The following is a 15,980-nucleotide window of genomic DNA, read 5'->3' on the forward strand; positions in this document are numbered from 1 at the left end:
CGGTAGAGCTAAATTTATTATATACCCCAGAGTTAATTTTGCAATGTATTTTTTATACAAACCTTTTACAAGTTATGTACAGCATTCGAAAAAGGAGACCCGGCTCATGAAACCAAGCGGAAAACGCTCACCCGGCCGTCCCAAGGCTACCGGACAGGAGGACGCCACCGTCAAGGAGCTGATCCTCCAAACGGCCTCTACTCTATTCATGGAACACGGCTACGATAATGTCTCCTTGGAGCAAATTGCGAACCAATGCGGCGTGACCAAAGCTTCCGTCTATTACTACTACACGAACAAACCGACCCTGTTTACGACTTCGGTCGTTCAAATGATGGCGAATATCCGCCGGTACACCCTTCTGATCCTGCAGCAGGAAGGAAGTTTGAAGGAACGCCTGCAGCGGATCGCCTCGGCGTATTTGAGGCAGTCTCATGTGGAATTCGACACGCTGATGCGCGAAGCGGGGACTTCCCTCAGCCAGGAGCAGCTGAAGGAGATGCGGGAGGCGGAGAATGCGGTCCACCGCGAGATGGCGGCGGAATTCGCCAAAGCGATGGAACAGGGTGAGATCCGGAAGGCGAATCCTTTGCTCGCCGCGCATGCTTTTGCCTCTTTGATGATGCTCGGCAACCGGGTGGAGGCCGGCGATCTGTTTCTGGCCAAGGACAAAGCCGCCGAGGACATCGTGGATTTGTTTTGGAATGGGGTCATTTCCCCCCATAATGGGTAATAGGATAAGTTAGAATACCCTACCTGACTAGCTCGAAAGCTTCAGACTGAGGAGGCGATGGGGCTTGACCCCTTTTAACCCAGACCGGCTGATCGTGGAATTTCGTCCCGGGATGTACCCCACCCAGCCGCAAATGAACCGGAAATATACCCTTACCCATTCCGATGAAACCGGGGAGCTCTTCCTTACGCTCGGCCCGGAGTATGCTTTTGATAAAATCACCGGAAAGCGCGACGAGGTGCTGGCGGAATGGCGCTATGCCGGCGGCCTCTACCGCTTCGAGGTGTATGTTTATTTGGGCGGGCCGGATAACCCCGCTCTTGCCAAGAAGCGCTATGAAATCTTCAAGCGGGAGCTTCCGCTCGCCCTCGAGGCCATCCGGTACGGCGACCGCATCTTCTTCGAAGCCCATCCGGCCCTGGACAATACGGAAGTCATGGTTCACTTCCAGGCGGACCCTCCGCTTGCCGGAAGAACGGAGTCCTTCGGACCGGTCAAGCGCTTCAAAACCCCCGTCACCAGCTAGTGCCTTAACCGGTAACTTTGTTGGCGGAGGAGACGAGTCTTATAACGATTAAACGGCAAAAGGCCGGGGAACCTTCCCCGGCCTTTTCTCGTTCCTGCGCTTCCCACTTTATAGCGGAAAGGACCTTCCCTTTTGCCCGAAAATTTGGTAATCTGAACAGGAACATTTGTTCCTTATCGTGCAGCTGAAGAGAGGTGCTGAAATGGTCACCGAACGATATTCCGAAATAGACGAGGTTATCGCCTATATCCATCAGAACATCTACGAACCGCTTCCGCTTTCCCGGCTCGCCGCCTATGCCGCCTACAGTCCCTATCATTTCACGCGTATATTCAAGGAGAGGACGGGCCTTCCTCCCTTATATTATGTCTCCGCCCTTAGGCTGCAGAAGGCCAAGGATTTGCTGCTCCGCACTCATCTAAGCATACGGGACGTCGGACTCGAGATCGGACAGCAGAGCCTCGGGACGTTCACGACCCGTTTTACCGAGCGGGTCGGCATGACCCCCTCGGACTTCCGCCACTCCCGGCATCGAGCGGAGAACTCGTTCCAGTCCCTGCGCGAGCTTCGGGATTGGGGGCCGGATGGCTCCCTCGTCTCCCCTTCCTACGCCCGGATTACCGGGACCGTCTGGTCCGAGGCGCCCTTCAGCGGCATCGTCCTGATCGGCTTGTTCGCGAAGCCGATCCCGGAAGGGCTTCCCCTGTACGGGACGCTGATCTCATCCGCCCGGCGGGAGTTTTGCCTGCCGAACGTCCGGCCCGGCACCTATTACCTGATGGCTACCTCCGTCTCCTGGGGAATGCAGGCGATGGATTTCCTGCTGCCGCACAACACGCTTCGCACCCGGTCCAAGGAACCGCTTGTCGTCCAGCCCCCGATCCCGGTTCCCTACCAGGAGGTTAAGCTGTACCCGCCGCGGCCCGACGATCCTCCTATTCTCATCTCGCTGCCCGTGCTCATGGACCGCTTCCTCCGGCAGACCGCCTACGAAGGCTCCCCGTAGTACCCAGGCTGGCGTTGCAATGACACCAGCCTGCAGGCACGGGCATGTCCAGAGCTTTTGGCACCGTTAGAACGGCTTTAGGACCATCAGAACGATGACGGCCAGGATGATCGCCAGTACCGCCTTCTCGAGCGGCAGAATGGCTTTCATGGCTTGGCTGTACCCGGCTGGAATTTGTTCGCCTTGGCTCGACAACACCAATTCGGTGGCTTTTTTCATCCTCGGTCCGAGAAATCCGATCAGAAGGACGACCATGACGATCAACAAAACGATGGAGACGTTCAGCCACAGGAGGGAGAGACCCGTTTTCCCCAGGATCATTACCATAATCCCTGTAACAACGAGCACGACTCCCCCAATAGTAGGAAAGGGATCGAGCTTGTGAATCAATCCAAGGGCGAAGCGGAGCTGGCTGCCGGTTGTGGCGGATTTCCTAATGAGGGGAAAGGCGAAGAGGCTCCCCATCCCTACAACGGCGGCTATTACGTGCAGGACGACGAACCATCCGTATAAACTATTCATCTCCCAACCTCTGCTTGATTCGAGACTACCTCTCCGTTCCGGTAAGCCACGCCTACTCTTCTGCCCTTAAACGGCCCCGACAACTCCAGGTGGCTCAGCATGACTTCCGCTGCATCTTCATAAGCCACATCCAGTTCGGATAGCCGGCTGAACAGGAGACCGGATAGCTCAGCCTCGGACAGCTCCTGCGTCGATTCGGGGAACGCGATTGGCAATAGATCGGCTGAAACGTGTACAAAGCCAGGCCTCTCCTCTTCGGTGCCGTCCACCATCGTTCCCGGACACAGGAAGGACCAATCCAGCTTCGTGCGGCGCAGCCGGTCCCAATTCTCGTTATGGTAGCGGAACATGGGCGGGATGCCGGGCAGATCGTTTCCTATTTTGGAGGTATGGGGAATCTCCAGCAGTCCCGCCCCTCCCATAACCCATACCCGCCCGGCAAACTGAGGGTGATCTTCGCATGAGGTCACGATGTTGTCCACAATCCGGATGAACTCTTCGCCGTTAGCAACGCTGCCCGCTGCGATAATGGCGGCATCCTGATGGCTAAGCGCTTGATAAACGCTCTGCGGATCCAGGATGTTCTCCGCCACAATGTTCACTTGCCCCGCGATCGGTTCGCCCTGCTGCTCCATCAGTTTTTCGGGATTGCGCACAAAGGCGGTCACGTCATGCCCCGTTCTCACGGCGGACGCCAGCACACGTCTTCCCATATTTCCCGTAGCGCCGAATACAATGATTTTCATGGTTAGTTCTCCTACTTTCTGTTGTCAGGATTTGGATTGACTTCAGAATATCACGGCTCTACAATCAGGGTAAGAACCGACTTTAAAGTAGGATACTTACTTATTAGTAAGCAAGACGGAGGAGGACTCCCATGAATGCCGATAAGGAGCTTACGGAAGAAAGAAGATGCCCGATCGAAACGGTCATTCACGTATTAGGCGGCAAGTGGAAGCCCACCATTCTTTGGCTTTTGCTGGATTCTGTCAAACGATTCAGCGAGTTAGAGAAGCGAATCCCCGGCATTACCCAGAAGATGCTGACGCAGCATTTACGGGAGCTGGAGAGTGACCGGCTCATTACCCGTACCATCTACCCTTCGGTCCCGCCTAAAGTCGAATATGCTCTAAGCGAGTATGGCGAAACCTTGATTCCCGTTCTGCAAACGATGTGCGACTGGGGAGAAAATCATAAACGGCCGGCTGCCAAGCACCAAGTCCAGCCGGCGGCGAATCAATAAACGCAAAGAAACGGACCGGGTCTGGTCCGTTTCTTCATTCCCCCAGCGTCTTGCGGAATTCCGACGGGGAGCGGCCCTTCAGCCGCTTGAATGTGTGACTGAAGCCCGAAATATCGGAATAACCGAGCCGCTCGGCGATCTCGGAAATGCGGAGCGACGTATGCCGGAGCAGCCGCTCCGCCTCGTCCATGCGGACCTGCAGGACATAGTCCACGAAGGTCCGGTTCATCCGCTGCTTGAACAGCTGGCTCAAGTAGCTGGCGTTTAGATGCACCGCCGCGGCGGCTTCGGTGAGCGTAATGTCGCCGGGCAGCCGTTTGCGGATCAAGTCGATCACCTGCTCGACGGGAGACCGCTCGCCTGCCTCTTTCTCCGGGGGAGGCCCGGACGGCTCCACCGCCAATGTCCGTTCCTTCAGCCATTTCTCCAGACAAGGCCGAATCTCGTCCACTTCCACCGGCTTAAGCAAATAATCCATCGCACCGGCACGCAGCGCCTGCTGAACGAAGGAGAAGCTTTCGTGACCCGTCAGGATAATGACCGGCAAGCTCCGGTTCCGCTCCCTCAGCTGGTCGAGGAAAGTGAGCCCGTCCATAACGGGCATGCGGATATCCGTCAGCACGAGATCCACGCGATTCTTCTCCAGCCAGTCCAGCGCCTCCAATCCATTCCCGCATTCTCCGGCAACGGTGAAGGGCAGCCTGGTCCGTTCTATCGTCCGCTTGATCGCGGCCCGCACCCAGCGCTCATCCTCCACGACTAGAATGGAATGCATGGCTCCTCTCCTCCTTCTTCAAGTTTCCGTCCAGGGCAGCCGGAGCCGCACCACGGTTCCTTTCTCCAGCGTGCTGTCGATGGTCACGCCATATTCTTCCCCGAACAAATACTGGATACGCCGGTGAACATTGGTGAGGCCGATATGCGTCCCGTCGGCGATGACATCCTTCTCTTTCATTTGGGCCCGGATGTCCGCCAGCCTCTCCTCGGGGATGCCCATGCCGGTGTCCTCGATCTGTACCACGAAGGCCTGCTCCGATTCCCGGTAAGCCGTAATGGTCAGGCGGGTACGGCCAAAGGCCGGCTCGAAGCCGTGAACGATGCTATTCTCCACCAGCGGCTGAAGCGAGAACTTGGCCATGGCCTGTTTGCCGGCCCATTCCGGAAGATCGATCACATAATCCAGCTTCTCCTCAAAGCGGTATTTCTGAATCTTCAAGTAGACGTCGGCGTAATACGCTTCCTCCTCGAGCGTCACCTTCGGGGACGAGTGACGAAGGTTGTAGCGCAGCAGCCTCGCGAGCGAGGAGGCGATTTCCGATATGGGATCCTGGGAGGCCTCGAGCGCCATTCCCCGGATGGTATCCAAGGAATTGTACAGAAAATGCGGATTGATCTGCGCCTGGAGCGCTTTTAATTCGATCTCCCGCTGCCGGAGCTGCATTTCGGTTTCACGAAGCTTCGAGAAGTAGACCTCATCCAGAAGGTTTCGCAGCCTTACGACCATTTTATTGAAGCCATGGGTCAAAAGGCCGATCTCGTCCTTCGATTCCACGACCAGATGGCCGGTGAAATCCCCCGACTCGACCCGCCTCATGTACCCGTACAGCCGCTTCAAAGGGCGCACCAGGCTGTTGGCGAACCCGATGCCGAACACCGCGGCCACGGCGAGCGTAATGACGATGGTGGTCACGATCGTACGGCGGATATAAGCATTGCCTTGGAGCAGTTCCGCGTAAGGGATCGACGTCACGAGCGTCCAGCCGAGGAAGGGAGAGTGCGCATACGTTAGCAATCGCTTCGGTGCGGAGGCGGTGACGAGCGACCCGCTGCCGCCGAGCAGCATGAGGTCCAGGTTCTCGAAGCCCGCCTTCACGCCGATCTCCGCCCCATTCGGGTGATACACATACCGGCCCTCCGCATCGAGAATATAGAGATAGCCGGTGCGTCCCACCACGACCCTCTCGGCGATTTCCTGGAACCGCTTGAAGTTGACGTCGATGATGATCATCCCGATCGGCTGCAGGGTAAGCGGACTGACCAGCCGCCGGGCGATGGTGATCACCTGCTCCTCCCGGTCGTTGAAGCGGACGACCCGGGGGAAGATTTTGGGCTCATAGTTGCTTCCGACCCGGGAATACCAATCCTCCTCGTGGGGATCGTTGGATGGATCGGCGGCTTCGTTGGTCAGCGCATCAATCGTACGGATTCCCTCCAGCACTACCGTGATATTCGAAATATCCGACCGGGAGTAAGCCGCATTGCGGAGCACCTGCTTGATGGCCGGGGTCATGCCGCTCCCCTCCAGCTCGTCCCGGGAGCCCATCTTGGTGAAGCCGTTAATGACGGGGTCATTGACGATCTTCAGGAGGCTGATTTCGAAATCGTTTACATAATACCCGACATGGGTATTGACCTGTTCGATAATTTGCCAGCTGTACTGCTGGGCTTCCTTCTCCAGCACCTCGGCCGACCGGAGGTAGGAGAGCAGCCCCGTGACGCAGAGCGGCACGACAATCAGCAGGGCGGAGAACACCAGCAGCTTGGTCCGCATGGTACAATCCCGCAGCAGAATGATCCGCAGGACGGCTCGAATCCGCTTCCTCCAAGCCTGCCTCATGGCCCTCCCTCCCTTCTCTTTCTTCGGAATGCGCTTTTACACGGTGCCGTTAGCAAAAAGGGGAGCTGTCGGGCTCCCCTTGGTTCCATAGTAGGCTTATTTGCGGTATTTGTCGATAGCGTCGAGCACATCCTTGTACTCGGCCCGGTATTTATCAATGACCGGCTTGACCGCCTCCTGCCAAGGCTTTACATCCTTCACTTCGGTGATGGTGACCCCGGCCGCCCGAACCTTCTCCTCGGACTTCTTCTCGAACTTCTTCCATTCCTCGCGCTGGTACGGGATGGCTTCCTGAGCGGCTTCCTTGATGATCTTCTTGTCGTCGTCCGACAGCTTGTCGAACGCGGCTTTGCTCATCATGAGCACCTCCGGCACCCGCTGGTGGCCGTCCAGAATATAGTTCTTGGCCACGGTGTAGTGATTGGACGTATCGTAGCTCGGCCAGTTGTTCTCCGCCGCATCGATGACCCCGGTCTGCAGAGAGGAGAAGACGTCGCCGTACGGCATCGGGGTGGCGCTTCCGCCCAGGGCGCCGATCAGGTCAATGTTGATTTTGTTCTGGATGACACGGATCTTCTGGCCCTTGATGTCTTCCGGTCCTTTCATCGGCTTGCGGCTGTAGAAGTTTCTCGCCCCCGAATCGAAGTACGCGAGACCTACGAACTTGGAGGCAGTCAAGCCGTCCAGAAGCTTGGTCCCTTCCGCGCTCGTCAGGAACTTCCACTCATGCTCCTCGTTCTCAAAGATATAAGGAAGGGAGAAGACCCCCATCGGCTTGCTGAAGTCGGCGACCACCCCGGTGCTCACCCGGGTGAATTCAATGGCGCCGAGCTGAACCTGTTCGACTACCGCTTTCTCCTCTCCGAGCTGGGAGGAAGGAAAGACGTCGATCTTGATGCGGCCGTTCGATTTCTGGTTAACGAGCTCCGCAAATTTCTTGTCGCCGAGCACGGTCGGGTAATCCGGAGGATGCGTATCCGCGAGACGGAAGGTCAAGCTCGCTTTCTTCGTCTCCGGCTGGCCGGTGCCGGCCGGGCTCGCGGCTCCTCCCTGCTTCTGTACATTGCCATTGCCAAGCCCGCATCCCGTCAGCGTCAATCCCGCCAGCAGGACGGCTGTCGTCGTGCCCAACCACCATTTTTTTACCATCGTTCTTGTCTCCTTTGCTTTGGTTTATAGGCAGCAGGCGTAAAGCCCGCTATTTGCCAGCGAACAGATGCGGCAGCCAGAGCGTGATTCCCGGCATGTAGGTCAAGAGCAGCAGAACGCCGCACATCGCGAGGAAAAACGGCCAGGAGGCCTTGGTTGCCTGATCGACCGTCACCCGTCCGATGGCGCAGCCGACGAACAGCACGGTGCCGACCGGCGGAGTGATCAAGCCGATCCCGCAGTTCAGGATCATGATGATGCCGAAATGAACCGGGTCGATGCCCATCGAGGTGACGACCGGCAGCAGGATCGGCGTCATGATCAGAATCATGGGGGCCATATCCATAGGGAATCCGAGAAGGAGCAGCAGGACGTTAATGAGAAGCATGATAATATAAGGATTATCCGAAATGCTCAGGAATAAATCCGTAACGAGAGCGGGAATCTGGAGATACGCGAGCACCCAGCCGAAGGCATCCGACGCGGCGATCAGGAACAAAACCATAGCCACCGTGCGCAGCGTGCGTTTCAGGATCAGGTAGAAGCCGCTCAGCGGAACGTCCCGGTAAACGAAGAACGTCAGGATGAACGCATACGCACAGGCCATCGCTCCGGATTCCGTCGCGGTGAACCAGCCGGTCAGAATCCCTCCGAGAATGATGACGCCGGTCATCAGCGACAGGAAGCCGTCCCGGACAATCTTCGGGACATCCGACCATTTGATTGGATCTCCCTTGGCATAGCCGCGCTTCACGGCGATCAGGTAAGAGACGATCATCAGGGTGACGAGCAGGCATAGTCCCGGGACAATGCCGCCGAGAAACAGGGAGGAGATCGAGACCCCGCCCGCCGCGATGGAATACAGCACGAGGTTATGGCTCGGCGGGACGATTACCCCCTGGATGGAAGCGGAGGTGGTGACGGCGACGGCGTAATCGGCGTCATAGCCTTTCTTTTTCATCGCCGGGATAAGCACGGAGCCGATGGACGAAACGTCGGCCACCGCCGAGCCCGAGATGTTCCCGAAGAACATGCAGGCGACGCAGTTGACGAGGGCGAGCCCGCCCCGGACCGCTCCTACGAACAGCTGGGCGAAATTGACGATGCGAAGCGCCATTCCGCCCGCGCTCATGATTTGGCCGGCGAGAATGAAGAACGGGATCGTCAGAAGCGAGTACGAGTTGATACCCTGAATCATCCGCTGTCCGACGACCACCCAAGGGACCTGCAAATACATCAGGGTAATGAGCGCGGAGCCCGCCAGCGTGATGGAGATAGGGAACCGCAGGATGAGAAGAACCACGAACGTGACGACGAGAATGACAATGGCGGCTGTGTTGATCATTCGCTTCCCTCCTCCATTCCTTCGTGCCGGACGGTATTGATGCCCAGGAACTGCAGCAGGGAGTACACGCAGATCATGAAGCCGGTCAGCGGCATGACGGCATATTGAACGCTGTTCGAGAGCTGGGTCGCGGGCAGCTTCGAGTCCGCCATCAACACCGTGAAATCCCATCCGTTCTTCAGCAGATACAGCCCGAACAGGAAGATGCACACGTTGATGACCTTATCCAGCACCTTATTGACGCCGGCCGGGAAAAATTTCGTGACGCTGTCCATCGCCATGTGCAGCTTCTCGCGGAACCCGATGGCGATCCCCATGAACGTAAACCAGACCATCAGCAGGAGCGTCACCTCCTCCGACCAGAAGAAAACGTGGTTGAACAGCTTTCGGGTCAGAACTTGAATCGTGACAATGACCGTCATGGATGCGAGAGCGACCAAGGCCAGGTTCTCAAAGAAGCTGTCGATCCAAAGAGCGACTTGTTTTAATGACTTCACTGCCTCTATGCCCCTCCTATTTTTATAGTGGGTAACGCTTACATTTCTTAGTGTAAAGGCTTTCAACCCATTTGATAATGGAGGTCGTTTTAGGTTTTTTTGTCTTTTTTTTAGGTCCCTTCCCCCTAATCACCCTGATGGATGGCCGCACGAATCCGGTACCGTCCAACTCAAAAAGGACTGCCCCCAGGGCAGCCCTCGACCTTGTGCCTTATCCGGTTCTCCTCAATCCATCTCATAGATGGAGCCGGATTTGCTCGCGAACAGCTCGGCGTATACCTTCTCGGCGTAGGCGTCCGTCATTCCGGACAGGTAGTCCGCCACAAAGCGGGGCCACGGCCATTCGCCGCTGTGGCGCTCGTAATTCTGCAGCCAGTCGGGCGGCAGAATGAGCCGTCCCGTTTCCGGCACAATGAAGCTGTCCCACAGCCGGCGGATCATGATCTCGCTGCGCAGCTGGAGGCGCTGGACGCGAAAATCCTTGATAAGCGTCACCCAAGCCAGCTTCTTCAAGATTTCCATCGTCCGCAGCAGGTCGTAGTCCTGCTGGCCGTCCCGGACGAAGGTGACCTTCTTCCACCCCTTCACGGGGTCGTCGATGATTCCCACGCGGGCCGCGAACATGCTGACCCAGCGTGCCTTCATCTCCCGGCGGGCGCGGGAGGTCTCGTTGCCGCACAGGGCATAGATTTCCTCCCACTGCTTGAGATAAGCGGCGAGCACGGTCCAGACCCTCTCCTTGATGTCCACTTGGTCCCAGCCCACCTCGGAGTTGCCTTGATCGTTCACGATCTCCAGCACGAGATGGTCGGCCAGCCAGTCATCCTCGAAGAAAGTGCGGTTCATCTGAATCTTGCCGGCTCGGATGCCGTCCTCAATGTCGTGCGTGGAATAGGCGATATCGTCGCACAGGTCCATCAGCTGGGCCTCCAGCGTCGAGCAGCCCTCCGGCATCTTCCAGAGCCGGCGCAGCTCCCCGATCTCTTCCCACTCCGGCCCGTACACTCCCTTCAGCCGGTCCGGCTCCTCGAGCGAGAAGGGATACTTGTTGATCGCGAGCAGAACCGCGGCGGTCAGGTCCAGGCCGCTGTCGCTTCCAGCCCGCTTCTCGAGAAACATCAGAATCCGGTAATTCTGGGCGTTGCCCTCGTATTTCATTCCGTACTGCTCCATCAGGAGGCGGTTCAACACCTCTTCCCCGCGGTGCCCAAACGGCGGATGGCCGAGGTCATGGGCAAGCGAAGCGCACTCGACCACCTCCGGATGGATCACCAGGCCGGGGTGGGTCCGCCGGCTCAGGAAGGGATACTGCTTCCCCAGGCGCCGGGCCGCCTCCCGGGCAATTTGCGATACCTCGAGGGAGTGGGTGAGCCGTGTGCGGTAATAGTCGCCGGATCCCGCCCCGAACACCTGCGATTTCCCCTGCAGCCGCCGGAAGGCCGGAGACTGGATGAGCCGGGCGTAGTCCCGCTCATACTCTTCCCTCTCTTCGCTGAAGGTGACACTGTTCGGTTCATCCAGCCTCATTTTGCGCAAATCCATGATGATTTCCTGCCCTTCTCTATCTACGTTACCTTTACTCACATGAGGAGATAGTTCGAAAATTGTACCATAAGAAGCTTACCCCCGAAAAGCCCGTTTCATCACGGCAAGCCGCATGGCGGTCAAGCCTTTTCTCTTTACGGAAAAAGAAAAGATTTTACCGGTCGTGCAGGGGGAACCCGCCTTCCCTTCGTCTATAGAAAAAGAAAACGGCACCCTCTTCTTTCTCCATGCTTCATGCTGGCCAACTCCAATTTTTGCCGTTTAAATTTTAGTGCATTTTTGTAACTTTTTTCCGTTTCATGCCGTCTTATAAATATAGGATCAGAGAGAGGAGATGGAAGGATGGAGCCTATGGTTTCCATGGAACAAATCAACCGCCGGATCGAGGAATTGAGGTCGCTGGAGGATCAGTATAAGAAGACCAACAATGTAAGCGGACGCCTCAATGCCAAAACCCGCCGGGAAGAGCTTCAGCGGCTTAAGAACTCCGTTCTGGAGAAGCAGGCCACCTAACTTGGTTGGCGGGAAACCTTTGAATGCCCACGAAAATCATAAGGGGATCTGTAACAACACGGACGGAGAAGGCCCGACCAAGGGATAAGGGCTGTAGCCGCGCCGGAAAAATGTTTCCCGTGGAACGTTTGACGCTCAGCCGTCCTCTGCCGTACCCTACATATTCGCTGCTATATCCTATGCCGGCACCACCCGCGCCCGCCGAACCGCCTCGGCGGTTTTTTTGTGTCCCTGCGGTCCGGGGGGGGCCAAAACTTTTTTACCATCCGCTTCCTTAATCTGCAACCTTTTTCCTCCTAAGCTCGTTTCAATGGTTGTAACCCTAATCCTTATGGTGACTAGGAGGCTGTTTGATGTCGTTTAAGAAAACCTCGGCTGTATTCGTGCTGTCTACCGCCTTTCTGCTCTCTTCCCTCCCGTCCGTCTATGCGAATGATGCCGCCAATTCGGCCTCAACCGTGAGCAGCAAAGCGGGGGAACCGGCAGGCGATCCCTCCCAAGCGAAAATTACCAAAGAGGAGGCCATCCGGCTCGCTTCCCAGGCCGTGACCATGGAAGAAGGCTTCAAGCTGCAGAACATCCGGTACGAGTCCCAATCCTATCTCGTTCAAACCGAAACCGGCGTGTGGAACCTTTATTACGAGAAGCGGTCCGGCGAGCAAATGATGGGAAGCATCTCCGTCACCTTGAATGCGGATAACGGGCGCCTGATCTCCTTCAACAAAGGGGGAAGCGAGTGGGAGGCCCGAACCTACCCTCCTAAAGTCAATCTGCAGCAGGCCAAGGAGCTGGCGGAGGGATTTCTGGCCAAGCTGAATCCCGAAGAAAAGGATCAGGTGGTCTACAATGGGGACTTCGAGAGAGATTACAGACCCCCTCTGAATGGAGAAATCCGCTACCCGATCCGCTTTGACCGTCAGGTAAACGGCATTCCCTTTCCTCATGACAGCCTGACGTTCCAGATCAACGGCAACGGCCAGCTGGTGGGCTACGAGAGACGGTGGAACCCGTCGGTTTCCTTCCAGGCGCTTCCTCCCGCTATTTCCCAGAAGAACGCGGATGAAGCTTACCGCAAAGGGATGAAGCCGCTGCTCCAATATTTGTCCCCCATCCCCTATAAAGACGAGGACGACCGGCCTCCTTATTTGGCCTATACGTTCAATCCCTATAACCTGCTGGATGCCAAGACCGGGGAGCTCATCGGGGAAAAAGGCGCCCCCGTCCAAGCCGCCGCTTTGAAGACGATTTCCGACAAGCCTCTGGCGGAGAAGCCGGCGGAAGGCCAGATGCTGACCAAGGAGCAAGCCATTGACCGGGTGAAGGCCTTGGTGCCGATTCCGGCCGATGCCGAGCTTCAGAACGCGTCGTTCTCCGAAAACTTCCGGACCAAGAACGGGTCAAGCGTACCGACGTGGAATTTCTCCTGGAAGTCAGGCAGTGATGCCAAGGGCGGAGCTTACCTGTCTGCCTCCGTGAACGCGTCGAACGGGGATCTCATGAATTACAACAACGGCATTCGCCCGTTGGACAGCGAGGCGGCCAAGCCGGAGGAAGCCAAGCTTCCCGACAAGGATTCCCTTCGCGCCGCAGCCATCGATTTTGTGAAAAAGGTTCTGCCTCATTACGCGGACCAGCTGGCTGTCGATGAAGCCGTCTTCTCTTATGAGCCTTCCCCCAAAGGAACCCCTTACGCCTACGTTCCGTTCAAGCGGGTGGTTAACGGGGTGGCGACCGAATCCGAAGGCGCCAGCGTCCAGTTTGACGGTCAAACCGGCGGGCTGGCGGGCTTCTGGAGCAACTTCTCCACCATCGCCTATCCGTCGGACATTCCGAAGGTCATGGGAGAGGAGAAGGCTGAGGAGCGGCTCTTGTCCCGCTATCGGCTGGAGCTGCAGTATTTCGTTCCGGCCACCGAATATATCATCCTGAAGGAAGGAGGCAAGCCGGACCCGGCTCCCTCCGCGCGGCTCGTCTACCGTCTCGTGCCGACGGACGCCAGCCCGAACCTCTTCTTGGATGCCGTGACGGGCGAATGGAAGAAGCGGGAGAGCGGCCAAGTCACCACTCCGGGCAAGCCCGCCGCCTCGGACATCGACGGCCACTGGGCGGAGCGGGAGCTTCGGCTGATGCTCGATTACGACGCCATTGACACGGAAGACGGCAAGGTGACGCCCGACCAGAGCATCACCCGCGGGGAAATGATCAAAATGCTTATGATCGCCATCCGCGGCGGAGATACGTACGCCGGCATGTATGACACCGCCCGCTCGGCGAGCTTCAAGGATGTGGCGAACGGCTCCACCTTCTACCCTTATGTCGAGGCGGCGCTCGAGGCCAAGCTGATCGACCGGGGAACCGGCACCTTCGACCCGGAAAGCCGAATCAGCCGCGAGGATCTGGCCGTGCTGCTCGTCCGCGCTCTCGGGTACAACAACCTGGCGGATCAGCCGGACCTCTTCAACCTGAAGGTCAGCGACGCCGGAGCCATTACCCATAAGGGCCAAGTGGCGATCGTCACGAGCCTGGGGATCATGAGCCCGGGGGACGACGGCAGCTTCGAGCCGGGACGGGAAGTCACGCGGGCCCAGGCGGCCGTGGCGTTCCACCGCTACCTGGAGAAGCGGGCCGGCCTGACGGACCGTTCTCCTCTCCGGTAAACTGCTCCTTCTTCCAGGCGGGAACAACCGTCAATGCCCCCGTATCGGCCATTAAGCAGGGCTTGCTGAACGATTCCGTTCGCAAGCCCTTAGTGGTCCTGATAGGGGAGATAATACAAGGAGTATCGACAATGAAGGATCATCCTGTCTTGGAGTCCCCTACCTCCGGGGAACCGTCCCTCGTTTCCCAGGCGCTGGCCAAATCGGTTACGTTCAGCCTCCTTTATGGAGGCTTTATGCTTGTTTTTGGCGTGCTCGGGTTGAATCTGGCCCCTTTGATCACGGAGGTGAACGCCGGCGATCTCTCGATCCTGCTTGCGCTGCTGCTGCTGCTGGCTCTGGCGGGTTCGGCCTTCTTTCTGGGGGGAGCGGCCGTCTCCTCCCACCGTTCCCCGGTTGATCGGCGGCTTGCCTGGCTGGTCGTTCTCCCGCCCGTTCTGCTCGTCCTGGCAAGCTGGTGGCTCGGGTCCCGGGGGGACAGTGAGCCGGGATCCGTAATGGCAGGCCTAAGGTGGATCTGGTTCAAGGGCCTGACGGCTTGGGCCCTGCCTCTGTATGAGGCCCTCCCTGTCTACTATCCGGATTCCACTCACATGAACGAGCTGGCCCTGCTCCTGGCCAGCGTTCCCTTCCTGGCCGCCTATGCGGGCCTGGTCCTCTCCCCCGCCATACGCCGCAGGGTCAGCCGCGGGCAAGCCTCCGCGGTCGCCGCCATCCTGCCGGCGCTGCTCGCCATCGGCTTCCTGGCTTCCTTGGCCCTGCCCCGGAACAGCCCCTTCGCCCTGTCGGACTACCCGCGCGTAGACGGGGCTACGGCGGCCATTCCTTTCGGGCGGGAGCTTCTTCATAAGCTGACCGGCCTTCACCGGCCGGGGGCCGCCAAGCGCGTCCAGTTCCACACGACGCACGAGGCGTATGTCCGGCTGATCGAAGGAAAGGCCGACCTGATCTTCGCAGCCGGCCCGTCGGAGCAGGAACAGAGGCAGGCGGAAAGCGCCGGCGTCAAGCTCAAGCTGACGCCCGTCGGGAGGGATGCCTTCGTCTTCCTCGTGCATGAGGACAATCCGGTTAACGGGCTGACTTCCGATCAAATCCGGGCCATCTATTCGGAGAAAACGTTGAATTGGAAAGAGGTCGGGGGAGAGGAGGAACGCATCATCGCGTACCAGCGGAAAGAGAATTCGGGAAGCCAAACCTTCATGGTGCAGAACGTCATGAAGGATACGCCCCTGGCGACTCCTCTCTCTGCGAGGAAGATCGACGGCATGGGAGGCTTGATCGATGCCGTCGCCGATTACCGCAATTCCCTGGGCTCCCTCGGCTACTCGTTCTACTATTACGCCACCCAGATGCATAAGCAGGAGAGCATCAAGCTTCTGGCCGTGGACGGCGTGGAGCCGAACCCGGCCAGTATCGCGTCCGGCCGTTATCCCTTCACGGCCGTGCTCTATGCCGTCACCCGGGAAGGAGAGCCCGCCGAATCCCCGGTATCCCGGGTGCTGGAATGGCTGCAAACCCCGGAGGGCCGGCGTACGGTAGAGCGAGGCGGCTATGTTCCGGTGGAGACGGAGGGGCCGTGATGGCCCCAGAGTCGTGATGGTGGTCGACTATCCCGATCCATAGGACT

At 58.0% G+C, this 15,980-nt stretch carries 16 protein-coding genes; 8 read left to right on the plus strand and 8 right to left on the minus strand.

Annotated elements, in window-relative coordinates; translation table 11 throughout:
• Positions 1-106: 106 nt before the first annotated feature.
• The 3 genes from MJA45_RS27645 to MJA45_RS27655 all read left to right on the plus strand — a co-directional run bounded on the left by MJA45_RS27645 (position 107) and on the right by MJA45_RS27655 (position 2,265).
• A complete protein-coding gene (locus tag MJA45_RS27645) occupies positions 107-733 on the plus strand; it encodes a TetR/AcrR family transcriptional regulator (RefSeq protein ID WP_315605103.1) in 627 nt (208 codons plus the stop codon).
• A 64-nt stretch (positions 734-797) separates the two neighbouring features.
• Complete coding sequence (locus MJA45_RS27650) at positions 798-1,259, plus strand: staygreen family protein (protein ID WP_315605104.1); 462 nt, start codon at positions 798-800, stop codon at positions 1,257-1,259.
• A 202-nt stretch (positions 1,260-1,461) separates the two neighbouring features.
• Complete coding sequence (locus MJA45_RS27655) at positions 1,462-2,265, plus strand: helix-turn-helix domain-containing protein (protein ID WP_315605105.1); 804 nt, start codon at positions 1,462-1,464, stop codon at positions 2,263-2,265.
• Positions 2,266-2,331: 66 nt separating this feature from the next.
• Here the strand turns inward: MJA45_RS27655 and MJA45_RS27660 are convergent, their stop codons facing one another.
• Complete coding sequence (locus MJA45_RS27660) at positions 2,332-2,787, minus strand: DUF2269 family protein (protein WP_315605106.1); 456 nt, start codon at positions 2,785-2,787, stop codon at positions 2,332-2,334.
• The gene (locus tag MJA45_RS27665; protein WP_315605107.1) at positions 2,784-3,533 is read right to left on the minus strand and encodes an NAD(P)-dependent oxidoreductase; all 750 of its coding nucleotides are present in this window, start codon (positions 3,531-3,533) and stop codon (positions 2,784-2,786) included. Before MJA45_RS27665 ends, MJA45_RS27660 begins: the two co-directional genes overlap by 4 nt.
• Before the next feature lie 131 nt (positions 3,534-3,664).
• Here MJA45_RS27665 and MJA45_RS27670 point away from each other — a divergent pair, with 131 nt between their 5' ends.
• Positions 3,665-4,030: a winged helix-turn-helix transcriptional regulator gene (locus MJA45_RS27670; protein ID WP_315605108.1), complete on the plus strand. Its 366-nt coding sequence runs from the start codon at positions 3,665-3,667 to the stop codon at positions 4,028-4,030.
• Between the two features lie 34 nt (positions 4,031-4,064).
• Here MJA45_RS27670 and MJA45_RS27675 read toward each other — a convergent pair whose 3' ends face one another.
• The 6 genes from MJA45_RS27675 to MJA45_RS27700 all read right to left on the minus strand — a co-directional run bounded on the left by MJA45_RS27675 (position 4,065) and on the right by MJA45_RS27700 (position 11,180).
• Entirely contained in the window at positions 4,065-4,805 is a 741-nt protein-coding gene (locus MJA45_RS27675) for a response regulator transcription factor (RefSeq protein WP_315605109.1), read from the minus strand.
• A gap of 18 nt (positions 4,806-4,823) precedes the next feature.
• Positions 4,824-6,647, minus strand: a complete 1,824-nt coding sequence (locus MJA45_RS27680; protein ID WP_315605110.1) for a sensor histidine kinase — start codon at positions 6,645-6,647, stop codon at positions 4,824-4,826.
• 96 nt (positions 6,648-6,743) lie between these two features.
• The gene (locus MJA45_RS27685; protein ID WP_315605111.1) at positions 6,744-7,796 is read right to left on the minus strand and encodes a TRAP transporter substrate-binding protein; all 1,053 of its coding nucleotides are present in this window, start codon (positions 7,794-7,796) and stop codon (positions 6,744-6,746) included.
• A 49-nt stretch (positions 7,797-7,845) separates the two neighbouring features.
• Positions 7,846-9,141, minus strand: coding sequence for a TRAP transporter large permease (locus MJA45_RS27690; RefSeq protein WP_315605112.1), 1,296 nt, complete (start codon positions 9,139-9,141; stop codon positions 7,846-7,848).
• Positions 9,138-9,638 (minus strand): TRAP transporter small permease, encoded by a 501-nt coding sequence (locus tag MJA45_RS27695; RefSeq protein ID WP_315605113.1) that lies wholly within the window; start codon positions 9,636-9,638, stop codon positions 9,138-9,140. The genes MJA45_RS27690 and MJA45_RS27695 overlap by 4 nt, the downstream gene beginning before the upstream one ends.
• A gap of 225 nt (positions 9,639-9,863) precedes the next feature.
• The gene (locus MJA45_RS27700) at positions 9,864-11,180 is read right to left on the minus strand and encodes a deoxyguanosinetriphosphate triphosphohydrolase family protein (RefSeq protein ID WP_315605114.1); all 1,317 of its coding nucleotides are present in this window, start codon (positions 11,178-11,180) and stop codon (positions 9,864-9,866) included.
• 115 nt (positions 11,181-11,295) lie between these two features.
• On the opposite strand from MJA45_RS27700, the gene MJA45_RS27705 reads away from it, so the two are divergent.
• The 4 genes from MJA45_RS27705 (at position 11,296) to MJA45_RS27720 (ending at position 15,933) form a co-directional block, all read left to right on the plus strand.
• Positions 11,296-11,448: a hypothetical protein gene (locus tag MJA45_RS27705; protein ID WP_315605115.1), complete on the plus strand. Its 153-nt coding sequence runs from the start codon at positions 11,296-11,298 to the stop codon at positions 11,446-11,448.
• A 77-nt stretch (positions 11,449-11,525) separates the two neighbouring features.
• Positions 11,526-11,696, plus strand: coding sequence for a hypothetical protein (locus tag MJA45_RS27710; protein ID WP_315605116.1), 171 nt, complete (start codon positions 11,526-11,528; stop codon positions 11,694-11,696).
• Positions 11,697-12,049: 353 nt separating this feature from the next.
• Positions 12,050-14,353, plus strand: a complete 2,304-nt coding sequence (locus MJA45_RS27715; RefSeq protein WP_315605117.1) for a YcdB/YcdC domain-containing protein — start codon at positions 12,050-12,052, stop codon at positions 14,351-14,353.
• Between the two features lie 131 nt (positions 14,354-14,484).
• Entirely contained in the window at positions 14,485-15,933 is a 1,449-nt protein-coding gene (locus MJA45_RS27720) for a PstS family phosphate ABC transporter substrate-binding protein (protein ID WP_315605118.1), read from the plus strand.
• The last annotated feature ends 47 nt before the right edge of the window (positions 15,934-15,980 follow it).

The organism is Paenibacillus aurantius (assembly GCF_032268605.1).
In the GTDB taxonomy this organism is placed as follows: domain Bacteria; phylum Bacillota; class Bacilli; order Paenibacillales; family NBRC-103111; genus Paenibacillus_AO; species Paenibacillus_AO aurantius.